A 20,564-nucleotide genomic window follows, 5' to 3' on the forward strand; every position below is an offset into this window, starting at 1 on the left:
TATGTTTGTTTCTACTATAAAGCCGCACCTTTCCCGCGCTCTACTTTAAACCGAACCCCAAAAGTATCCGTTGTAATTTCATCAGCTTTCGGCAATGCTCGTAATTTCGGATGAAGTAGCCATACGAGAGAAATGAAGAAAATCCCTATGCTAGCTAGTGCGAAAATGAGTTGGCTACTAAATACATTCGCAGCATATCCACCAATTAAAGAGCCGAATGGCATAGCAACTGTGCCCATACTTCGCATGACTGAGTTAATGCGTCCAATATATTGGTTTGGAATTACAATTTGACTAATTGTTGCAAATAATATATTGGTCGCACCAATTGGAATCCAAGCTAGGCCGAATAAGAGAATAGATAGCCATTGAAACGGTACGATCGTAGAGAGAAACCAAAAGATAGCGCCAGTCGCAAAACCAAGAATAGAGACACGGCCAACATTACGTTTACCAACCCATGAACTGAATAATGCACCGATGAGACTACCTGCTGATATAGCAGCTAGAAAGAAGCCATATGATTTCACGCCTCCTAAAGAATCAGCGAAAGAAGGGAGTATCGCCATCGTCATACCGATTGAAAAATTAGCGACTACTGAACCGATTAAGAATACGCCCATTAATGAACGAAAGACGATGGAAAAACCTTCTTTTAAATCAGAGAAATATTGTTTAGTTGATAGCGATGTATTGGTTTCTGCTTGTTTTGGCATTTTTAATGAAAAGAACAAAAGGGCAGTAATCGCGAATGTAAAAGAGTCGATTACATATAAAGTGATGGCTCCAAGTAGTGCTACTAATATGCCAGAAAGCGTCGTACAAATTAAGTCAATGCCTTGATACGCAAATGAAAAGAGTGAATTTCCTTTTAATAATTGTGTTTTATGCAGTAGAAGTGGTAAAGCTTTTGATTGTGCGGGATAGGCGAATTGTTCGATAAAGGCTACGATGGGCATAATGATGAGTAGTAGTTGAACAGTTAATAGGTCGAAGTAGTGTGTAATAGGAATGATTAATATTAGGACACATTGCAGAACTTGTGTGATGACGAGGGTGTTTTTAATTGACCATCTATCAATGAATGGCCCAGTAAGAAATTGAAGTGCAGAAGGTAATAATGTAAGAAAACCAGCCAATCCAGAATAAAAAGGATTACCACTAAGTTCATATACGAGCCACATCGCAGCTACATAATATAAGCTATCTCCTATGTTCGTAAAAATTCTCCCTAAAAATAATAAGAGGAAATTCCGTTTTTTTAATATGTCCACTTTATCTACTCCTTTATAAAAAAATTATTCGGTAAAATAAATTTGACCGTTGGTGTAAAAAAAATCGTATTACGATTTTTCTTCTTTTTTAACAAATCGCTGCATTGCTCGTTCGTCGATTTGTAGTGCAGTAGTAGAAATGTAATAAGATTTACTATTTGGATCTTTATCCGCGTCTTTTGTGATCTCGTTTAATTCACCCATTAATTCATGAAACTTTTTCACCCACACTTGAAATTGTTCTGGCGTGGCATCAAACTCCCAGCAAGATGAAACGTAATTCCACTCAGCTGGATCTTCGCTTACTTTTCGTAATGTAAAAGCTTCTTCTGGTGCAGCGAGAATGTGGCTTTTTGTTCTTTCTGTCATTTGTAAAAAGATTTGGCGACCTGATTCGCTTAACATTTCTAAATGAGGTAATAGATCGGCGGCAGGGGTGAAGCCTCTAGCGACAGATTGATAAAATTTTTGAATGATGCCATTCTTTTCTTCTGTATAAACAATCTCTATAAAACCATTCTTTTCTAATTCTTTTAAATGATAATGAATTTTCGCCCTTGGAATGCCGAATTTCTCAGATAGTAATTGTCCTGTATAAGGACGTTCGCATAGACGCATCATCATTTCGACACGTAGTGGATCGCTTATTGCTTTTAGTTGGCTATAAGTAGTGAGTGTTAACATGGGCTTCAACATGATCAACTCCTTAAATGAAATTACTCGGTCAAGATTATTTGACTGAATTGTATCAAGGATTCTAATTATTTTCAATACTTTCTGAAAATTAAATCTTCCCCTCTGTAATCTTCTGTTCATATTCCGTTCATATTTCTTTTTTATGATAAGTGCATAGAAAGAAAGAGGAAGGAGCGAGCGAAATGTTTTTAGCTCTGCGTGAATTAAAACAATCAAAATTAAGATACGGATTAATCGGACTGATTATGGTGTTATTATCATTTTTAGTTCTTGTTATTTCAGGATTAGCAAATGGACTATCATATGATAATGCTTCATCGATTCAAAATATGGAGGCAAATAAGTTCGTTTTAGCAGGTGATGCGGAAAATAAATTACTTCGTTCACAAATTAAGAAAGAAGATGCAGATAACGTAGTTAATCAAGTAGGCGAGAAAGAGGCCGTTCCGTTTCGTGTGAAAGTTTCAACGTATGAAAAGAAAGATAGTTCGAAAAAAGTGGATATTGCCATTTTCGCAAGTGAACGAGATTCATTTTTAGAACCGAAAATTGTAAAAGGTGAGAAATTAGGTACAGCAAACAACGAAATGGTTGCTGATGAATCTATTAAAGAAAAAGGAATCGATATCGGGGATACAATTATTGATCCTGTTTCAAAGAAAGAATTTACAATCGTTGGATTTACGAAAGATCAAATGTTTAGCCATACACCAGTCGTTTATGTAAATGAAGACGTATGGGGATCTATTTCACAACCAAACCAAAAAGATTATAGTGCAATTGCGCTGAATACAGATAAAGAAATTAAAAATGCACACGTAATTGACAAAAAAGAAGTACTGCAAAGTATTCCAGGATTTAAAGAAGAGCAAGGAACATTAACGATGATCATTGCATTCTTACTTGTTATCGCTGCGTTACTAATCGGTGTATTCTTCTACGTCATTACACTGCAAAAAACACAGCAATTAGGTGTATTAAAAGCAATCGGTACAAAGAACTCTTATTTAGCAAATAGTTTAGTCGTGCAGGCGTTATTCTTATCAGTTGTTGCAATGGTAATCAGTATTGTTCTTGTACAAGGATTAGAACAAATTTTACCAGCGGGTATGCCGTTCTTATTAACAACACCGATGATTGCACAATACGCAGCAATCTTTATCGTAATTAGTATTTTAGGAACACTTATTTCGTTATACCAAGTATTAAAAGTTGATGCATTAGAAGCAATTGGAGGCGGGATGTAATGACTTCATTATTGAAATTAGACAAAGTAAGTAAAGTGTACGGAGAAGGGAATACGGAAGTAACAGCCCTTCATCCGATGTCACTTGATGTGAAAGCTGGAGAGTTTATCGGAATCGTCGGTCCTTCTGGATCAGGAAAAAGTACGTTATTATCAATTGCGGGTGCGCTATTATCACCGTCAAAAGGGGATATTTACATTCGTGAGAAAAATATTACGAAGTTATCGGAAAAGGAAATGACAGACATTCGTTTGAAAAAAATCGGCTTCATTTTCCAATTCGCAAATCTTGTTCCATATTTAAATGTAAAAGAACAATTACTTTACATTGCAAAGCTTAAAAAAGACAATAAACAAGAATCAGAAAAGCGTGTGGATCATTTATTAGCGGCATTTGGATTAGGCGAAAGAAAAAAACATTATCCAAATCAATTATCTGGTGGGGAAAAACAAAGGGTAGCAATCGCTCGTGCGTTTATGAACAACCCAGACCTAATATTAGCGGATGAACCAACGGCAAGCTTAGACTCAAAACGCGCACGTGAAGTCGTAGAAATGATGAAACGTGAAGTGAAAGAGAGCCAAAAAGCAGCAATTATGATTACACATGATGAAAGAATGCTTGATGTATGTGATCGTATATTGACACTTCGAGATGGGAAGTTAATATAAAGAAAAAAGACAATCGCACAAGTGTGCGGTTGTCTTTTGTATAAGTGCTTTATTTTGAGAATAACGCTTTAATTTTATTACGCGTAAGTAATAAAACGCCGCCTAATACAGATAACATACCTAAAGCCATATTGTTTGATTGCTCACTACCAGCGTTAGGAAGTTCTTTAGGATTATTGTTTGTGTTTGTAGTACCAGTCTTTGTTTCAGTTTGTTTTGATTGAGATACTTCATTAATTTTGTTATCTACATTTTGCTTCGTTGTATGTACCTCAGCTAATTTGTCTTCAATTTTTTTCTCAGTATGTTTAAAGTCGTTGATTTTAATATCTAAGTCTTGTTTTTTCTTTGTTAAATCATCTGAAACAGTTTGTTTCGCTTGTTTTATCTCGTTAATTTTATTTAGTAATTCTTCTCTAGCTTTTTGTAATTCAGCAAGTTTGTTTTTTACATCTTGTTTAGCTAGTTCTAAGTTAGCGGAAAGACTATCTAAATTGCCTTTAATTTTCTTAAGTTCCTCTAACGTGTTACCAGTATTCGGCTTATTTTCTTTTAGCTCAGCAAGTTTGTCCTCAGCAGTTTGTTTTGCTTTCTTTAACTCAGCTAATTTTTCATCTATCTGTTTTTTAACTTCCTTAAGTTCATTAACCTTTTGATCGATGTTCTCTTTATGTTGCTTAATTTCATTCACTTTTTCATCGACAGTTTGTTTATGCTCTTTAATCTCATTCACTTTGTTATCGATATTTTGCTTATGCTCTTTAACTTCAGCAACTTTGTCTTCTACTTGTTTTTTATGCTCTTTAATTTCAGCGATCTTATCTTCGGCGATTTGCTTGTCTTGCTGAAGTTTTGCATCTAACTCTTCTTTACGTTGTTTAATCTCATTGATTTTTTCATCAGCAATTTGTTTACGCTCATGTAGTTCATTAACCTTCGTATCAACATTTTCCTTAACTTGGTTAAGTTCATTCAATGTTTGATCCACGTTTTCTTTGTGCTGCTGCAATTTCGCATCTAACTCTTGTCTATGTTGCTTAATTTCAGCTAATCGATCTCCCGTACTTTGCTGAGGAGTAGCATCAGTTACTTCCGCATGAGCAGAGTTTGCGCCAGCAATCATTGCTAAAGCTAGTGTAGACGCAGCAATTGTTTGTTTTGTTTTCATATTTTTGTACCTCTTTCCTATGAATGCACTCTATTGTGTAAAATTGAGCATATAATAATAGATTATTACATCATTATATACCATGTACGATGTCTAGAGGAAGTATTTGCATAATAATCTATCATTATGTAATTCTCATAGTCTCCTATTTTGGAGTAGGGGACAAATCTTTAACAAGATGCACAATTTCTTCTATAGTAAAGTTTATATCCTTGCTATTGCGAATAACAAACAAATAATCAGCCTCGTTTTCTATAGGATCTACTACATCTTCTTGTAGTGATTCAGACTGTTGTCGATCGAGTACTTCTTTGAAACTAGAATAACTGCCTCTAAAAATATTCGTACTTCGCGTGCTTCGAGCTACTCTTTCGTAAAGTACATCATCTGGAATATCAAAATGAACGAGTATGCGTACATAGTCTTCTTTTGGAAACAATTCATTTAGTAAATACATCCGGCCATTTCGGCTTCTATTTGAGTTGCAAATAATAAGGTGTAAATTTGTATGTTCTTTTGCATAATCAACAATGAATTTCGAAAGACCGTGTTTAAAGGTATTGGCGCCTTCAGCCGGCTGTAATTTTTCATAATGCGAGTTAATAAATTCTGCTTGGTTATCTTGATCCATAACGAAAGAGTGGGGTACCTCTTTTTCTAGTTCTTGAGCAAATGTAGTTTTTCCGCTGTGTGTTTTTCCTACGGTAATGATCACTAATCGTTTCATATTGGCCTCCATATGTATTGTTGTAATTTGGAACATTCTGTGTGGATCGACAATTTTCCTGCTAAAGAATATACAAATTGTTGGAGTGATAGCAGGCTGGAAAAATTGACAAAAAAACTTATTTGTGCTATAATTTACCAACGTAAAAATAAAGTGTATAATAGGGTTCTCCTGGCCAGGGGAACCCTATTTTTGTTGTGAAAATGAAGGAGTGTATGTGCGTGAAAAAAGGTGAAGCAAGTGTAACGTCGCTAGTATCAGCTTTCGGAAGGGCGTATCATAGTGAATTTGATCGTCCTAAAATCTTTGATGATTATGTAGCTAAAGATTTCATTCCACAAAAGGAACGTAACGATATTGAAATGAACATGGTTCAAGGAATACATTTTTTTAATACAGACATTGCAGAGAAGTTTCAAGACAATCCACAAGAAATATTAAAATGGATTACACAAGTTCAATTATCACCAACACCTTTGGCACGCGCGGCATATTGTGAAAGAGTATTACTACATGAGATTACATTAGGAGCAAAACAATACGTCATACTCGGTGCGGGCTTAGACACATTTAGTTTTAGACACCGAGAATTAGAAAATAAAATAGAAATATTTGAAGTGGATCATCCTTCTACGCAAGTGTTTAAAATACAAAGAGTGAAAGAAGCAGAGTATGAGATTCCAAGCAACCTTCATTTTGTTTCGATGGATTTCACGAAAGATTTCTCTAAGAAAACATTAGCAAATGAAGGATTTGAAAATAAAAAAACTTTCTTTAGCCTATTAGGTGTTACGTACTATTTAACGAAAGAGGAGCTTTCTAGTTTAATAGAATATTTATTCGAGATGGTTCCAGAGGGAAGCTCTATCGTTTTCGATTATCCGGATGAAAACTTATTTACAGAAAAAGGGCTGTCCAATCGAGTTGAAAATATGGTGAAAATGGCTGCAGTAGGTGGGGAACCGATGAAATCGTGTTTTTCTTATACCGAAATGGAAGCACTGTTAGAGAAGGCGGGCTTACTCATTTATGAACACTTATCACCAAAAGACATTCATACATTATATTTTGAAGGACGAAACGATTATTTAAAAGCTTTTGAGACGGTGCATTACGTGCATGCAGTGAAGAAGTAGAGGATTAGTAGGCATGGGGAGGAATCTCTGTGTCTTTTTTTTGTATTAAATTCACTGCTCTCGAATAAAGAACAGTAACCCCCTAAGTATGTAGAACTTTGATTTTTATTACAATTTTGTAAGGTTAAGTAATAAAAATCGATAGAATGGGATACTCTGATTGACGGGTAGAATATTCTGAAAAAGGGGTAGAGCAAATGAAGAATAGGCAAAAAGCATCGATAATATGCAAAAGTATTTTATGTTTAATGATTTGTATATTCATTACGAATGAAGCATGGTTTACAAATGTGGTGAGGGCAGAATCGGGCACGTTGACTGATAGAAGTATAGAGGATTTCAAAAAAAAGCTGGATGAACAGGTACCAAAATGGCAGGAGAATTATGAGGTACCAGGGGTTGCAATAGGGATTGTACATGAGGGGCGTATTGCTTATACACTTAATTACGGTTATGTAGACAAAAAGACAAAAAAAGCGGTGAGTGATGATACATTGTTTCAAGCTGGTTCCATATCTAAAAACCTTACAGCATGGGGAATCCTACATCTTGTAGATGAAGGTCGTTTATCACTAGATGATCCCGTTGGAAAATATCTGACCAAATGGAAATTACCTAATTCAGAGTTTCATAATAATGAAGTCACAATAAGAAGATTGTTAAGCCATACAGCAGGGCTGTCTGCACATAAAGGATACCTCGGGGTTGCACCAGGGAAACATCTTGACTCTATTGAGGAGTCTCTGTCTGGAAAAGGAGGGCTTAATGAACCAGTGGAGGTTACCAATAAACCAGGTTCAGAAACAATTTACTCTGGTGGCGGATATACAATTTTACAACTTGTAATGGAAGAGGTTACCAGAATACCGTTTGATCGTTATATGGAAGAACAAATTATGAAACCTTTAGGAATGAAATCTAGTTCATTCTTACAACGTCCTGAAAACCATAACCTGTCGAAAGCTTATGGATATTTTGGAGAGGAGCTCCCTAGTTATCAATTTACCGAACAGGCTGCTGCAGGTCTCAAGACAAATGTTACGGATATGATGACATTGATACTTGCAAGCATGGATGCAAATAATAAAGGTAATGGTGTCATCAAAAGTGAACGTGTTACGGAAATGCAAAAGCCGGTATTAGGGGAGAATGGTTTAGGTATATTTGAAAAAAAACTATCTAATCAATGGAAATTACTTTATCATTCTGGTGACAATCGAGGGTGGCATTCTTTTTATGGTTTCATTCCTAATACAAAGGATGGATTGGTAATCCTTACAAATGGTGAAGGTGGTATAGATTTACGACAGGATATTTACCATGCATGGATTGAACATGAAACGGGAAAATTACCTGAAAGTTACTTCTCTCTAGCTGAGCAGAGAAAAAACAACTCTATTACATCAATTGTTATTGGAGCCACACTTGGTTTATATTTGCTGCTATTTGTAATTAGATTGTACAAAGGTAGAAGGACTTTCATTTTTAAGCAAGAGAAGAAATCCTACATCGGATTAGTAGTTAGGACATTTTTACTTAGTATTACTGCTATCCTCGTTTTTTGTGCTGCCTATTTGTGGAGAATTTTCAGCTTGAATTCTGGTAATACAATAAATTTTATTCTAATAATGGCATGGATGATAACATTATTAATTAGTGGCTTTTTCCCGAAAATTAGAAGTAATAAAAAACAACGTATGAAACGAAAAGATTTAACATCAAAATTTACATGTATGTAATGTTAAAGGCTAGAAAGCTAGATTGGCGTGAAGCTCGAATTGTGGGTTGCAATGAAAAGATAAAATCTCTTAAAAAACTCTTAATTTTTTATCCAATCTACCTTTACAATCCCTCCCTATAATGTGAAGTGGACAAGCACCTAAGAGAAAGCAGAACATGTCAGTTTGTACAATTATTTATTAGGGGGAGAATTTGTATGAAAAAGACAGTTGCTTCGTTAGCAGTTATGGCGGCATTATTGCCGACGTTTTCAGTTCACGCAGAAGGGAAAGAGCAAGTCCGAAAATCAGCTACAACTTTTAATGTTATTAGTGATATTCAAGGGGACTTAGGGGATTTTGACCACGTATTAAAAGATATGAACAAAGTGATGCCACTTTCTAGAGCACTTATTATGAATGGGGATATAACGTCAACTGGACAACAGTCACAATATGATAATGTGAAGCGTGTGCTAAACACAAATAAGCATCCAGAGAATGTATGGTCAACTGTGGGGAATCATGAGTTTTATGCTGGTAAATGGACAGTTGATGGAAAGCTCTCTCAAAGTACATGGCCAAATGGTGTAACGGAAGAAACGCTATTCAACCGTTACTTACAATTTAGTGGGCAAGAAAAGGTGTATCATAAAAAAGAATTAGACGGTTATCCGCTTTTATTTTTAGGAACTGAAAAATATATGAAATACCACGATTCAAAAATGTGGGATGAAGTATTTATGAGTGATGAGCAATTAGGTTGGTTAAAACAAAATTTAGAAGAATATAGTCAAAAAGATAAAAATAAGCCAATTTTCATTTTCTCTCATCACGTTTTACCTGATACAGTATCTGGATCAAGACAATCACCGTACTTACAAGATTATTTAAACGTCGATAAGTTGTACGATATATTAAAAGACTATCCGCAAGTTGTTTTCTTCACGAGTCACACGCATTGGGATTTAAACTTGCCAGACTGGGCTGGTAAAAAGAAAATTGCAGGCGGAGATAAAAAAGGATTTACTGTAGTAAATACAGGCGGAATTGAAACGGGCTGGATGTCAGCTGGACCAAATGGCGGAGAGAAGACTGCTCCTGATGGTTATTCATTTAAACAAGGGCTACAAGTGAAAGCATATGGTAACGACGTAATTGTAACAGCTTACGACTATAAACGTGATAAGGATATAAAGAAGCTATTAATTAGTGATGCGAAGGTCGCACAAATGGCACCAAATGTAACCGCTGATGATAGTAAAAATATAATCGTCGGTGCAACGGAGTATATGGAGTACTCTGTAGAAGGAACGAGTGAGTGGAATACGTATAATCCAGGGAATCCACCAAAATTTGATGGGGATAAAATTGTATACGTACGCCATAAAGGCGAAATGAATTTAGAACCAGGATTAACGCAGCTTCTTCGATTTTCGGCAAATAAGTGATTGGAAGAGGGCCCACTTTTTAATGAGTGGGTCTTTTTGTGTTGTCGCTTTTTGTCGATAAGTCGATATATTGAAAAAATCGTTGATATATTTCAAGTTATGAACGATATATGTGAAAAATCGCCGATATAAATTTCATGTACCGTAATGAAATTTATATCTTTAATGCAATTTCATGCACCAAAACCGAATTCCAATACATTTTTCCTCCAGAAAGGTGACTTCATCATTTTTACATGTAATAATAGTATCGTTACATACATTGTGAAAGAAGTACAAAGGAGCGTTATTAATGAATTTAGCTAAATTCCCGAGAAAAAAATATACAGAATCATATACACCAATTGAAAAATTAAACAATTTTTCTGAGGCACTTGGCGGGCCGACTATTTATTTTAAGCGAGATGATTTACTTGGTTTAACAGCTGGTGGTAATAAGACGAGAAAGTTAGAGTTTCTAGTTGCGGATGCACAGGAAAAAGGGGCAGATACGTTAATTACAGCTGGTGGTATTCAGTCAAACCATTGCCGTCTAACACTTGCAGCTGCAGTAAAAGAAAAAATGAAATGTATTCTTGTATTAGAAGAAGGGCTTGAGCCAGAAGAGAAGCCAGACTTTAACGGAAACTATTTCTTATATCATTTACTAGGTGCTGAAAAGGTAATTGTTGTACCAAACGGAGCAGATCTTATGGAAGAGATGCATAAAGTAGCGAAAGAAGTTAGTGAAAAAGGTAATACACCATATGTAATACCAGTTGGTGGATCAAACCCTACTGGTGCAATGGGATACGTTGCTTGTGCGCAAGAAATTATGGCACAATCATTCGATCAAGGAATTGATTTCAGCACAGTTGTTTGTGTAAGTGGCAGCGCTGGTATGCACGCTGGTTTAATTACTGGTTTTGCTGGAACACAAAGTAACATTCCTGTAATCGGAATCAACGTAAGTAGAGGAAAAGCAGAACAAGAAGAAAAAGTAGCAAAACTTGTAGAGGAAACGTCAGCTCACGTTGGGATTCCGAACTTTATCCCGCGCGAAGCTGTTACATGCTTTGATGAATATGTAGGACCAGGTTACGCGTTACCAACGCCAGAAATGGTGGAAGCAGTTCAATTACTTGCGAAAACAGAAGGTATTTTACTGGATCCAGTGTATACAGGTAAAGCAGTAGCGGGACTAATCGACTTAATTAAAAAAGGTACATTTAATAAAGAAGACAATATTTTATTCGTACATTCAGGTGGTTCACCAGCTTTATATGCGAATACATCTTTATTTGCGTAAGTGTAAAAAAGCATTGGGTATCCAATGCTTTTTTGTTATATAATGGAATTATTAGGGGTGAGGGGGAAGTATATGAGTTCAAATGTAAAATGGATTATATACACGATACTCAGCATTTCTATTTTACTAATTTTATTTGTGGCTTATGGAGTTTATTTATATTTCAATTAAGTGAAATGGTAACCAAACCAAAGGAAAAATAAAATGATCGCTGTGTTAAATAGAGTAAAACATAACCCGATAATGGCTAAAATTTTTTTCTCAGCTCGGCTACAAAAAGAGATGACCGCTAATAGGATTGCTATAACAGCGGAAGCTAATATGAAGTAGGCGAAAGGCACGACATATTCTACTCCAACTCGGTCTAAAATAGGTGTGAAGAGAAAGAGATTAATAGTAACGAATATACTTACAATGAGAAACGTATAACTTTTCCAAGTGTATGTTTGTAACTGCATGGAACGATACTCCTTTCTCTTTATTATTTCTATTTTTCAGTTTAAATTAATTACCTTTATTTTACAAATTAAAATATTTTGTATGGAAAAGAGGGTATTAATATGAAATTTAGAAATTGGTCTCTAGTTATTATTAGTATCTGTATATTCATAATAACCGGGTGTTCAAATGTACTAGAAAATAAAGATCAAAGAATCGAAGTGCAAAAACGTATTGGTGATAATGAATATGAAGATCTTAAGGTAGTGACAGATAATAATGAAGTGTTGCAAGTAAAGAAAATATTACATGATACTACTTTTGAAAATAAAAAAGTGGAAATGTCTCGTCCAGCTGATTATCATTTTATTTTTCAATTTAAAAATCCGAACATAGAGGCGAAAGCTGTGTTGTATCAAATTTGGGTAAGTGCTAATAAGGAGAAATTGGAAATTAAGGCGGGGGATAATCAGTACGCTCTATTAGAAGGGAAACATGCAACCACGTTGTTTCAAATCGTTACAGGGGAGAAATTAGCTGAATAAATGTATATAGGGTTATAGGAATTCAGTTCGTATTTTTCATTTTGAGAGATACTTATTTTTTAACAAAATAGTTATCTTTTTATATTGGAATAAATATTGAGAATCGGATAAAATGGAAATTGGACATTGACTTGATGAGCATAGATTTCTACGCTTACAAGCAGGTTCATGCATCTTAAGGTGTGCAGTAATCTGCCAATGAATAATAAAATTAGGAAATATATTGTTTTTACAAAGATTCGATGTTATGTTTAATTTTCTTAATATAATATTTCTCTTATATAGGAGTGGCTATTTGAAGAAGTTAATATTATTAGTTTTATTGGCTACATGCTGCCTCACCATTGCAGGATGTTCTAATAATAGGATTACAACAAAGGATGAGTCTAAAACTTCAACACCTGTAAAGATTAAACGTATCAATAAAGCGTGGTATAAACATATATAATAGTTTAAAGAATCTTGAAATTGTTGATGATAAAGATTATAAGGTGAAATTAGTTAGGCCGATAGTAAATGATGTGAAACATGGTGGGAAGCAGGAGCATGATTTGCATTTAAATGTATATAATATGCGCCATTAAAATATTCACAAAAAAGAGTCTACATGTAGCCCTTTTTTTGTGGATATTTTTCATAAATAATAAACACCCTATGGTGCCTCCCTCTGATTTGAACCATTTGAAAATTATTTTATCAAGTTAAGTAGTATCGTTCTTCAAAATTCAGGGAATGCGAGGGGCCAGTAATAGCTCGATTGATAAGGTCCTTTTTTCATTTTATCTACCATCTTAATGTATCTATCTATTAAAAAATCTAACTTTAATCGATTAAATGAGATAAAATCTGGTAAAAACAATGAAATTTTAGGGAAAATAAGGTACACTATTCAATGGTTTTGGTTTAAAATCGATTGACGTTAATGTATACGGGGGAAAGATTGATGAATAACAATACTGTAAAAGAATCAGTTGAAGAAGTTGAGAAAAAAAGGGTAAGATCAAAAAAGCGTTTTACAAATTGGAAACTTATCGCAGCGGGTGGCGGTGTAGTTGCAATTCTTATTGGGGGAATGAGTTATTACCAGGCAACTCACTTCAATTCAAATGTTACGATTAATGATACAAAAGTCGGTGGTTTGAGCGCTGATCAGGCAATGCAGGAATTAAAAACATCTGGACTAGCAAACAAAGTCTATATTGATCAACAACAAATTTTAGATGAACAAGATACAAAAACGGAGCTAACGGAAAAAGACTTGCCACAAATTAAGAAACTATTAAAAAGTCAGTGGACATTTTTCCCTTCTACAAAGGAAAAAGATTATTCATTGTTACCGAAAGAAGCGGATCAGTATCGTAGTGAAACGATGAAAAAACTTGTAGAAGAAAAGCTTGTTTCTATGAATGAAAATTTAAAAGCGCCTCAAGATGCTATGGCGAAGCTCGAACAAGGAAAAGTTGTAATTTCGAAGAGCGTTGATGGGAAGCAGTATAACGTTACGAATCTACTAAAAGATTACGACAAGCAGAAGCATAAAAGCGAAATTCATTTAAAGTCTGCATACATACAACCTATTAAAGAAGACGATCCAATCATCAAAAAAGAAGAGAAAGCATTACAGAATCTTCTTGGGCAGTCTGTTGATTATAAAGTGCAGGATGAAGTGTACTCATTAAAAGCGAAAGATCTAATTCAAAATGCGTCTATGTCAAAGGATATGAAAGTGACAATCGATGCGAGTGATATTAAGAATAAGATTACTGAAATTAATAAGGCAAAATCTACACTACATAAAGACTTCGCTTTTAAAACACATTCTGGTTCGGTCATATCAGTAAAAGGACAAGGATACGGCTGGGCACTAGATGTGGAAAAAGAAACAAAACAAGTTCAACAAGCCTTTGAGAAAGGTGAAAAATCGCTTTCTGCTTCTAATATTCACGGAAATGGTTGGGAGAAGGAAGGTATCGGCTATGAAACAACATCGAATAATGGCATCGGAGACACATATGCGGAAGTTTCCATTGCAGATCAACAAATTTGGATTTATAAAAATGGAAAATTAGTCGTTACAACAAATGTAGTAACGGGTAAACATAGCACGGGTGAAGATACATCACCAGGTGTGTGGTACGTTTTATATAAACGAACTCCATACACGCTGAGAGGCAGCGCAGTAGGGAAAGCTGATTATGCAGTGAAAGTAGATTACTGGGTTCCATTCACAAATAGTGGTCAAGGATTCCATGATGCCGGCTGGCGAAAAGACTGGGGAAATAATGCTTATGTAACAGGGGGATCAGGCGGGTGTGTAAACCTTCTTCCTAATGTTGCAAAAACTGTATATGATAGTTTGAACACGAATGATCCAGTTATCGTGTACTAGAAAATAGCTACGTATTAAGAAATACATAAAGCAGGAAATTTTACTTAATGGTACATGAAAAGACACCTCTTGAATTCGCATACGAAGTATGTAAATTTAATGGAGGTGTTTTTTGTTGGAAGATAAGAGTTCATTGCCTATAAGAAACAAATTAGGAAGAGATTGAGATGATAGGTATTCAAATAGTCAATAAAATTGACACTGAATATCATTTTCATTTATGATGGAATCGTCGTATGTAATTGGACATGATTTTTGTGCGAAATTTTACTAATATAATAGATTTTTATTAAGGTGTCACATTTAAGAATTTAGACATAGGAAAGGGTAATATAAAAATGAACTGGAAAAAAGGCGGATTATGGATTATTATTTTTTTCATTGTAAAAGGTACAATATCTACACTTTTAATCGTTACAGGTGCTAAATATTTTGATTTGTCATTTATGCAGATTTTCGTACTAATACTGGTCTTATTACTGATTTCTCTCATAAGTCGAAAAGTGCTGCATAGACATAGACAAAATAAAAAGCAAAAAGAGCTAAATGTATAATAATGAAATGAATCCGAATAGTGGTATATAAAAAAACACCTCCATTGAATTCGCATACGAAGTATGTAAACTCAATGGAGGTGTTTTTCATTTGAAAGTAAAGTTTTATGATCTAGAAGAAATAAAATGAAAAAGTGTGGTTATTCAAATCAAAAATCGCTTTTCTTAATGAATTACAATTCGGAGAGTTCTTTCTGGACTTTCAGACGATAGTCTTTATTACCAAGTAATTTTGATTCGAACGAATTCAAATTGTTTCGAATGAGCATTCCCTGCCACAAGTTTAAGTTGTCTGTTAAGATAACCATTTCAATCTTATCACTATTATGATTTTCTGAGTATAATGCGTCGTTTGCTATAAATGCAGTTGATCCACCTTTTGCACCAAGATGAACAAAACGCTTATGGTTGCCTTCGTTCATCTGCATTGGCCACTCCAGTAAATCCCTTGCTGTTTCAGCAGCTTTCACTGGCAGTTGATCATTTGATATAATAGCTAATAACTTCCCATAATCATTGGCTGATGCACCAATTAGACGATTGGACCATACTCTTTGTAAATCTAAGGACAAGTCAAATGAATAGTCTTCACTTTTGATTGTTCCTTTTTTCATTTGCTCACTTAAATCTTTCGCTAAGTTCCGGTATTTCTCAATCGGCATCGCTTCAAGCTCTTTTACTAATTTTTTGTTCTCTGTTGATCCATTTTTCAAGTGCTCTGAAATTAAGAGGGCACTGACAATCGGATAGACTTCCTCATGTTGCGTAAGTCCAAGGGATTTTGCCCGCTCATTGATAGCTGCTGCGCCAAGCACATCAATAAGATAATCTGTATTGGCATTAGAGCTATAGCTTATCATTCCTTTTGCAACGTCATGTAGCGTTACTGCATTATTTTTAACTTTTCTTTCACTATCTATCGATTTCAACCACTCTTCATGTGCATTGCCATCCGTTCCTTTTAAATAATAACGGGTTAACTCATCAAGTGACACAGTGCTATCTTTATCTAACAAGCCTGCATCAACCTGCATCGCATATTCTACAGCTATTAGCATCTTCACGGTGCTTGCTAATGGTCGAACGACATCTGATTGATAAGTAATTAATTCAACACCATTTTCCGCCAAGTAAAAAGATGTTGTTTGCGGGTTGTCTTTCAAATGGTTCAGAACGTAATCCGGATTGTCCCGGAATACAGAGTAGGCTGCAATTCCTAACATAAGAATAATCGAACCATAAACCAGTAATCTCTTCTTTGTATATGTTTTTTTATCGAATACAATCATTGCAATAAAACCAACCACAACTGCAAGTAAATAATTCACATTAAAAAATAAAACCGCAATGATAATTGTTAGCACAATTACTAATGTCACAATAACTTTTCTAATTTCCTCTTTTGTCCTGTTCTCTTTTTTTAGTAAAGGCAAAGGTGCGGTAATTAAAATTCCTAATATCCCAATCCAAGCCCAAATATTCATACTGCCAACCCCTTTCTTACGATAGATAGAAGTGACTTAATATTTTCTTCTTAGTACCGTTATGATGGTTGTATGAAGGATCATTAAACCTGAGATTAAAAACCAAATAACTAATTTGTATGTAGCATAATCCAGGTGACTAATGAATTGGTCATACAATTCGATCAAAAACCATCCCAAAGGCATTAAAGGAAATACAATACCATAGGATTTATTTGAAATGCTCTTCCCGCGCTCATCCTTATTCTCTTCGCCCATTTCGAATTTCAGTGAAATAAAGACTGCAATAAAGAAAATAATTACATAACTAATACGTAGAATAGCTAGAAAAATTTCCATATTTATTTCTCCTCCTCTATTTCATATTGAAAAACTTCATGTAAATCCACATTGAACATGAGTGCTATGTCATAAGCTAATTTTAAAGATGGATTATATCTGTTTTTTTCAAGTGAAATAATTGTTTGGCGACTTACACCGAGCTTATCAGCAATCTCTCTTTGTGATAATCCTCGTTCAGCTCTTAATACAACAATCCTATTACGAATCTTTCTTTCGTTACTTAACGGCATCTCAGCTCACCTCTTATATTTAGAAAGGTAATATATTTTTGACCTAAAGTAAAGTTTTTTTTACATTTAGGATGAAATATATTACTTTTATCCCGCTTTAATGGGCAGTAAGACCCCGACCTCAAAATTCAGCGAAAGCAAAGAAGTTAGGCGGGGGTCGGGCTGCCATAAAAGTCCGATTGGTGAGGGCTAATAATCAGTGGGGATGAAGAAAACCCCCACTGATTAAAGTTTCACTTTATTACTGTGGGTATTAAAAGTATGTATAGAATCTATAAAAGAACTAAACTAGGATGAAATTTTAGTATGAAAAAGTAAAGTATATAAAATGCTGCTTTTTTCTATGTGGACATTTAGAAATGAATAATCAATGGAAGTGAAAAAAGATGACTTGTTTTATGCTAAAATTCATTTAGTGTATATTTTCGTTAAAATGTGGGTGGGACCCCTTTTAGCAAAACCGGAGTGGAAATGATGAGTATAAACAGTTTTGTGGGATTGATAAAGGATGACTTATTAAAAGAGGTAAGCATAAGAAGTGAGGATGAATTCGAGCCTGTAGTAGTTAAAGATATTCCTAGACTTTGGAAGTGTTTAGGCATAGGTAATTATGCCGCAGTATTCATGCACAAAGAATACAAAGATTGGGTAGTGAAAGTTTACGCACGAGAAGGAGAAGGAATTGAAAAAGAGTCAGAAGTATACCGAAGAATCGGAAACCATCCTTCTTATTCGAAGCTTATATATAAAGGAGAAAATTTCATAGTATTGAAACGTTTAAAAGAAATTACCTTATACGATGCTATTCATAAGGGGATTAAAATTCCTAAGCAGGTGATCCTTGATATCAATGAAGCATTAGAGTATGCAAGGGAACAGGGATTAACTCCTTGTGACGTTCACGGGAAAAATGTGATGATGGAGAACGGAAGAGGATATGTAGTCGATGTATCTGATTTCTTAAAAACAAAAGAAGATAGTAAGTGGAGAGACCTAGAAAAGGCATATTTTATATTTTATTTGCCGTTCATTTATAAATTTCCTTTCCCTATTAAAATACCGTATTTTATGTTGAACATTGTTAGACATTCGTATAGAAAATACAAGAGGTTTAAAAAGAAATTCAAATGGTAAAAGGACCACATACTTATCTTTAGGTTAGATAAGTGAATCACTAGTAAACAAAAGGACCGTACATGTTAGATATGTCTATTATGTACGGTCCTAATTTTATAGCCTCATGAAGTAATCAGTAAGCTTTACATTTTCTTTTTCACGCAATTACTTATTTTTCCTCTATCTTTTCAATTCTTCTTTTAAGAGAAGCAATGAAGGCATCTTGATTGTTCTCGTTTTGTTTAAACCTAGGATCCACAAATACTTTTTCTTGTTGATTTCGCAAGAATTGATGCGTTCTTTGAGCTCTGTATGGTTATACAGTGTGGTTTTACTAAGTAGGATTCTTTTTGCCACACTCCAGAAGTTAATTATATTTTTCGACGTACGAAATAAAAAGCTAAGGACCCCATAATTACAGGTACAACGAAATCAAAGAAATGGGAAACATAAAATGGAAAAAGAAAAAGAAATGGTATAAGTGTATAGATAACTGCTTGTCCTATAAATATAGGAATTCCAAATTGAAATTCTCTACATCGCTTGATTTTCCTGTATAGCACTTCTCCAATTAGACAAGCTACAAGAGCCGGTATACTACCATAAGTGACGATCGTTTTAATGAATCCTAATACAACGTTCGGGTGAATAAAGCTAGGATGAGAAATATATGAAATCAAGAACCACCCAAAAATAAAAGCAAACAGACTTGCAGCATAACTAATTACAAATTTTATCAACGTAATCATCCTCACAGTTTTCTAATAGTAACTCCATTGTATGACATAACGCATCGTTAACAGTAGTCAATGATGCATATAATTTTCGTTTTTTGTGGAATTTGCTTTTTCTTAACATGATAACGAGGGGGAGCTATAAATTGTGGGAAATCTCCATACTTCTATTAAATCGATAGTTGAAGAAGAATTTGTTCCACAACTCTTAAGGTATTATAATATAAAAAAATGAAATTCTTCTTCTGAAATTTATTCAAATGACTAAATTTCATCATCTAATGAATTCCCTGAAGTGATAAACATAAGCAAAATAATTAACTATCCTATGCAAGAAAGTTGGGCTAGTTAATCGCATATGTTTTATGGAAGGGATGTGATGGAACTATGGAACGGCCGAATTGGGGAATTGGAGGATTAGTATTTGTTGGCTGCATGTTTCTTGGCGGAGGAGTGGGATCTATGTTAGGTGATGCTCAAACTGGATGGTTAATAGGAATGGGTGCTGGATTTATTGGGATGGCTTTAACGAGACTGATTAGGAAGTAATATAACGGGATTCTGCTTCGAGTAAATAAGGAAATATGTATGTAAGTAATTCATGGTATAAGAGCTCTATAAATTATAGTTAGAAACTTCCGTTTTCTAAATTTCTCCATACATAGATATGCTTCTCAAATCGGGGGATGGCACCTTAGGGTGTTTTTTTTATGCTCTCTAAAAATGCCTCACCATATAATAGACTTAGCTAGATTCCGATAATATTTTTTGTAGTAGAATAGATACATTACCGTTTCAGACCTACGTATTCATTCATAACCTAACAGTAAAAGGGGGGATGATTCAAGGCATGGCGTTTAATGATGAATTAATTTGTCAACAGTTTGCAAGAATTATCGGTGGTCAAGAAGGATTTGCCGGTGGGAAATGTGTGGCAACAATAAATCGGGATGAAATACATGCAACTATTTTAGGAAAACGTTTTAGGGTAACAACTTCTTTCTCATTCGAATTACGAGATAATAAAACTGGACGAGCATTATGTCTAGGGCGGGTAGCGTTATTGCAGAAGGAAGTCAATGGATTTGTTGCAACTATTATTAAACAAGGAATAATCGTTTCTTCTATACACAATGAGTGGTTATGTGATGATCCAAATTTGATTTACATTAATATTGAAGATGTTGAGGACCCGCTAATTTTCGCAAGGAAGGTTAGAAGAGCGTTATGCAATTAACCAATTTATTTCATTAAAATAGCAATATAAAAGGATCTTCAATCGAAAGATCCTTTCATACATAAGATAAAGGTTTTTCCTTGTATTTCATTAATTAAGTTTAATTGACTAGTAAACAA

Annotated in this window: 21 protein-coding genes; 12 read left to right on the forward strand and 9 right to left on the reverse strand. The window is 34.6% G+C overall.

The features are described from left to right. Window positions 1-14: 14 nt before the first annotated feature. Together MR115_RS17020 and MR115_RS17025 are read right to left on the reverse strand one after the other, a co-directional pair. The gene (locus tag MR115_RS17020) at window positions 15-1,274 is read right to left on the reverse strand and encodes an MFS transporter (protein WP_242242070.1); all 1,260 of its coding nucleotides are present in this window, start codon (window positions 1,272-1,274) and stop codon (window positions 15-17) included. Window positions 1,275-1,343: 69 nt separating this feature from the next. After that, window positions 1,344-1,970, reverse strand: a complete 627-nt coding sequence (locus tag MR115_RS17025; RefSeq protein ID WP_242242071.1) for an ArsR/SmtB family transcription factor — start codon at window positions 1,968-1,970, stop codon at window positions 1,344-1,346. A gap of 182 nt (window positions 1,971-2,152) precedes the next feature. On the opposite strand from MR115_RS17025, the gene MR115_RS17030 reads away from it, so the two are divergent. Beyond that, window positions 2,153-3,217: an ABC transporter permease gene (locus tag MR115_RS17030; RefSeq protein WP_242242072.1), complete on the forward strand. Its 1,065-nt coding sequence runs from the start codon at window positions 2,153-2,155 to the stop codon at window positions 3,215-3,217. Then, complete coding sequence (locus tag MR115_RS17035; protein ID WP_242242073.1) at window positions 3,217-3,888, forward strand: ABC transporter ATP-binding protein; 672 nt, start codon at window positions 3,217-3,219, stop codon at window positions 3,886-3,888. Before MR115_RS17030 ends, MR115_RS17035 begins: the two co-directional genes overlap by 1 nt. Window positions 3,889-3,937: 49 nt before the next feature. On the opposite strand, the gene MR115_RS17040 is transcribed toward MR115_RS17035, so the two are convergent. Together MR115_RS17040 and MR115_RS17045 are read right to left on the reverse strand one after the other, a co-directional pair. Then, window positions 3,938-5,056, reverse strand: coding sequence for an LPXTG cell wall anchor domain-containing protein (locus MR115_RS17040; RefSeq protein ID WP_242242074.1), 1,119 nt, complete (start codon window positions 5,054-5,056; stop codon window positions 3,938-3,940). Between the two features lie 145 nt (window positions 5,057-5,201). Beyond that, window positions 5,202-5,795, reverse strand: coding sequence for an ATP-binding protein (locus MR115_RS17045; RefSeq protein WP_242242156.1), 594 nt, complete (start codon window positions 5,793-5,795; stop codon window positions 5,202-5,204). Window positions 5,796-6,004: 209 nt separating this feature from the next. Here MR115_RS17045 and MR115_RS17050 point away from each other — a divergent pair, with 209 nt between their 5' ends. The 4 genes from MR115_RS17050 (at window position 6,005) to cuyA (ending at window position 11,376) form a co-directional block, all read left to right on the forward strand. Continuing rightward, entirely contained in the window at window positions 6,005-6,919 is a 915-nt protein-coding gene (locus MR115_RS17050) for a class I SAM-dependent methyltransferase (protein WP_242242075.1), read from the forward strand. Between the two features lie 197 nt (window positions 6,920-7,116). After that, entirely contained in the window at window positions 7,117-8,658 is a 1,542-nt protein-coding gene (locus MR115_RS17055; RefSeq protein WP_242242076.1) for a serine hydrolase domain-containing protein, read from the forward strand. 197 nt (window positions 8,659-8,855) lie between these two features. Next, window positions 8,856-10,088, forward strand: coding sequence for a DUF4073 domain-containing protein (locus tag MR115_RS17060; RefSeq protein WP_242242077.1), 1,233 nt, complete (start codon window positions 8,856-8,858; stop codon window positions 10,086-10,088). Window positions 10,089-10,380: 292 nt separating this feature from the next. Next, entirely contained in the window at window positions 10,381-11,376 is a 996-nt protein-coding gene (gene cuyA, locus MR115_RS17065; protein WP_242242078.1) for a D-cysteate sulfo-lyase, read from the forward strand. Between the two features lie 167 nt (window positions 11,377-11,543). On the opposite strand, the gene MR115_RS17070 is transcribed toward cuyA, so the two are convergent. Continuing rightward, window positions 11,544-11,834, reverse strand: a complete 291-nt coding sequence (locus tag MR115_RS17070; protein ID WP_242242079.1) for a hypothetical protein — start codon at window positions 11,832-11,834, stop codon at window positions 11,544-11,546. 102 nt (window positions 11,835-11,936) lie between these two features. On the opposite strand from MR115_RS17070, the gene MR115_RS17075 reads away from it, so the two are divergent. From MR115_RS17075 to MR115_RS17085, 3 genes are all read left to right on the forward strand, one after another. After that, window positions 11,937-12,359: a YhfM domain-containing protein gene (locus tag MR115_RS17075; protein ID WP_163096983.1), complete on the forward strand. Its 423-nt coding sequence runs from the start codon at window positions 11,937-11,939 to the stop codon at window positions 12,357-12,359. A 943-nt stretch (window positions 12,360-13,302) separates the two neighbouring features. Next, window positions 13,303-14,748 (forward strand): L,D-transpeptidase family protein, encoded by a 1,446-nt coding sequence (locus MR115_RS17080; RefSeq protein WP_242242080.1) that lies wholly within the window; start codon window positions 13,303-13,305, stop codon window positions 14,746-14,748. 338 nt (window positions 14,749-15,086) lie between these two features. Then, the gene (locus tag MR115_RS17085) at window positions 15,087-15,302 is read left to right on the forward strand and encodes a hypothetical protein (protein ID WP_242242081.1); all 216 of its coding nucleotides are present in this window, start codon (window positions 15,087-15,089) and stop codon (window positions 15,300-15,302) included. 173 nt (window positions 15,303-15,475) lie between these two features. Here the strand turns inward: MR115_RS17085 and MR115_RS17090 are convergent, their stop codons facing one another. From MR115_RS17090 to MR115_RS17100, 3 genes are read right to left on the reverse strand one after another with little or no spacing between them, the layout of a single operon-like run. Then, the gene (locus tag MR115_RS17090) at window positions 15,476-16,786 is read right to left on the reverse strand and encodes a serine hydrolase (protein ID WP_242242082.1); all 1,311 of its coding nucleotides are present in this window, start codon (window positions 16,784-16,786) and stop codon (window positions 15,476-15,478) included. 36 nt (window positions 16,787-16,822) lie between these two features. Continuing rightward, window positions 16,823-17,125, reverse strand: coding sequence for a hypothetical protein (locus MR115_RS17095; protein WP_061677752.1), 303 nt, complete (start codon window positions 17,123-17,125; stop codon window positions 16,823-16,825). Window positions 17,126-17,127: 2 nt separating this feature from the next. Continuing rightward, window positions 17,128-17,358, reverse strand: coding sequence for a helix-turn-helix transcriptional regulator (locus tag MR115_RS17100; RefSeq protein ID WP_061677751.1), 231 nt, complete (start codon window positions 17,356-17,358; stop codon window positions 17,128-17,130). Between the two features lie 474 nt (window positions 17,359-17,832). On the opposite strand from MR115_RS17100, the gene MR115_RS17105 reads away from it, so the two are divergent. After that, window positions 17,833-18,492 (forward strand): protein kinase family protein, encoded by a 660-nt coding sequence (locus tag MR115_RS17105; protein WP_088029676.1) that lies wholly within the window; start codon window positions 17,833-17,835, stop codon window positions 18,490-18,492. 353 nt (window positions 18,493-18,845) lie between these two features. Here MR115_RS17105 and MR115_RS17110 read toward each other — a convergent pair whose 3' ends face one another. After that, window positions 18,846-19,223 (reverse strand): hypothetical protein, encoded by a 378-nt coding sequence (locus tag MR115_RS17110; RefSeq protein ID WP_242242083.1) that lies wholly within the window; start codon window positions 19,221-19,223, stop codon window positions 18,846-18,848. A 372-nt stretch (window positions 19,224-19,595) separates the two neighbouring features. Between MR115_RS17110 and MR115_RS17115 the strand changes: the two genes are divergently transcribed. Next, window positions 19,596-19,757 (forward strand): hypothetical protein, encoded by a 162-nt coding sequence (locus MR115_RS17115; protein WP_242242084.1) that lies wholly within the window; start codon window positions 19,596-19,598, stop codon window positions 19,755-19,757. Window positions 19,758-20,058: 301 nt separating this feature from the next. Further along, a complete protein-coding gene (locus MR115_RS17120; protein WP_242242157.1) occupies window positions 20,059-20,445 on the forward strand; it encodes a DUF1259 domain-containing protein in 387 nt (128 codons plus the stop codon). Window positions 20,446-20,564 lie beyond the last annotated feature (119 nt).

The sequence above is a fragment of the Bacillus cereus group sp. BfR-BA-01309 genome, assembly GCF_022664315.1.
Taxonomy (GTDB): domain Bacteria; phylum Bacillota; class Bacilli; order Bacillales; family Bacillaceae_G; genus Bacillus_A; species Bacillus_A mobilis.

Bases quoted from the DNA above. Each gene is read 5' to 3' on its own strand.
- MR115_RS17025 (WP_242242071.1), bottom strand. From the start codon at position 1,970: ATGTTGAAGCCCATGTTAACACTCACTACTTATAGCCAACTAAAAGCA.
- MR115_RS17030 (WP_242242072.1), top strand. From the start codon at position 2,153: ATGTTTTTAGCTCTGCGTGAATTAAAACAATCAAAATTAAGATACGGA.
- MR115_RS17035 (WP_242242073.1), top strand. From the start codon at position 3,217: ATGACTTCATTATTGAAATTAGACAAAGTAAGTAAAGTGTACGGAGAA.
- MR115_RS17040 (WP_242242074.1), bottom strand. From the start codon at position 5,056: ATGAAAACAAAACAAACAATTGCTGCGTCTACACTAGCTTTAGCAATG.
- MR115_RS17045 (WP_242242156.1), bottom strand. From the start codon at position 5,795: ATGGAGGCCAATATGAAACGATTAGTGATCATTACCGTAGGAAAAACA.
- MR115_RS17055 (WP_242242076.1), top strand. From the start codon at position 7,117: ATGAAGAATAGGCAAAAAGCATCGATAATATGCAAAAGTATTTTATGT.
- MR115_RS17060 (WP_242242077.1), top strand. From the start codon at position 8,856: ATGAAAAAGACAGTTGCTTCGTTAGCAGTTATGGCGGCATTATTGCCG.
- cuyA (WP_242242078.1), top strand. From the start codon at position 10,381: ATGAATTTAGCTAAATTCCCGAGAAAAAAATATACAGAATCATATACA.
- MR115_RS17070 (WP_242242079.1), bottom strand. From the start codon at position 11,834: ATGCAGTTACAAACATACACTTGGAAAAGTTATACGTTTCTCATTGTA.
- MR115_RS17075 (WP_163096983.1), top strand. From the start codon at position 11,937: ATGAAATTTAGAAATTGGTCTCTAGTTATTATTAGTATCTGTATATTC.
- MR115_RS17080 (WP_242242080.1), top strand. From the start codon at position 13,303: ATGAATAACAATACTGTAAAAGAATCAGTTGAAGAAGTTGAGAAAAAA.
- MR115_RS17085 (WP_242242081.1), top strand. From the start codon at position 15,087: ATGAACTGGAAAAAAGGCGGATTATGGATTATTATTTTTTTCATTGTA.
- MR115_RS17090 (WP_242242082.1), bottom strand. From the start codon at position 16,786: ATGAATATTTGGGCTTGGATTGGGATATTAGGAATTTTAATTACCGCA.
- MR115_RS17095 (WP_061677752.1), bottom strand. From the start codon at position 17,125: ATGGAAATTTTTCTAGCTATTCTACGTATTAGTTATGTAATTATTTTC.
- MR115_RS17100 (WP_061677751.1), bottom strand. From the start codon at position 17,358: ATGCCGTTAAGTAACGAAAGAAAGATTCGTAATAGGATTGTTGTATTA.
- MR115_RS17105 (WP_088029676.1), top strand. From the start codon at position 17,833: ATGAGTATAAACAGTTTTGTGGGATTGATAAAGGATGACTTATTAAAA.
- MR115_RS17110 (WP_242242083.1), bottom strand. From the start codon at position 19,223: ATGATTACGTTGATAAAATTTGTAATTAGTTATGCTGCAAGTCTGTTT.
- MR115_RS17115 (WP_242242084.1), top strand. From the start codon at position 19,596: ATGGAACGGCCGAATTGGGGAATTGGAGGATTAGTATTTGTTGGCTGC.
- MR115_RS17120 (WP_242242157.1), top strand. From the start codon at position 20,059: ATGGCGTTTAATGATGAATTAATTTGTCAACAGTTTGCAAGAATTATC.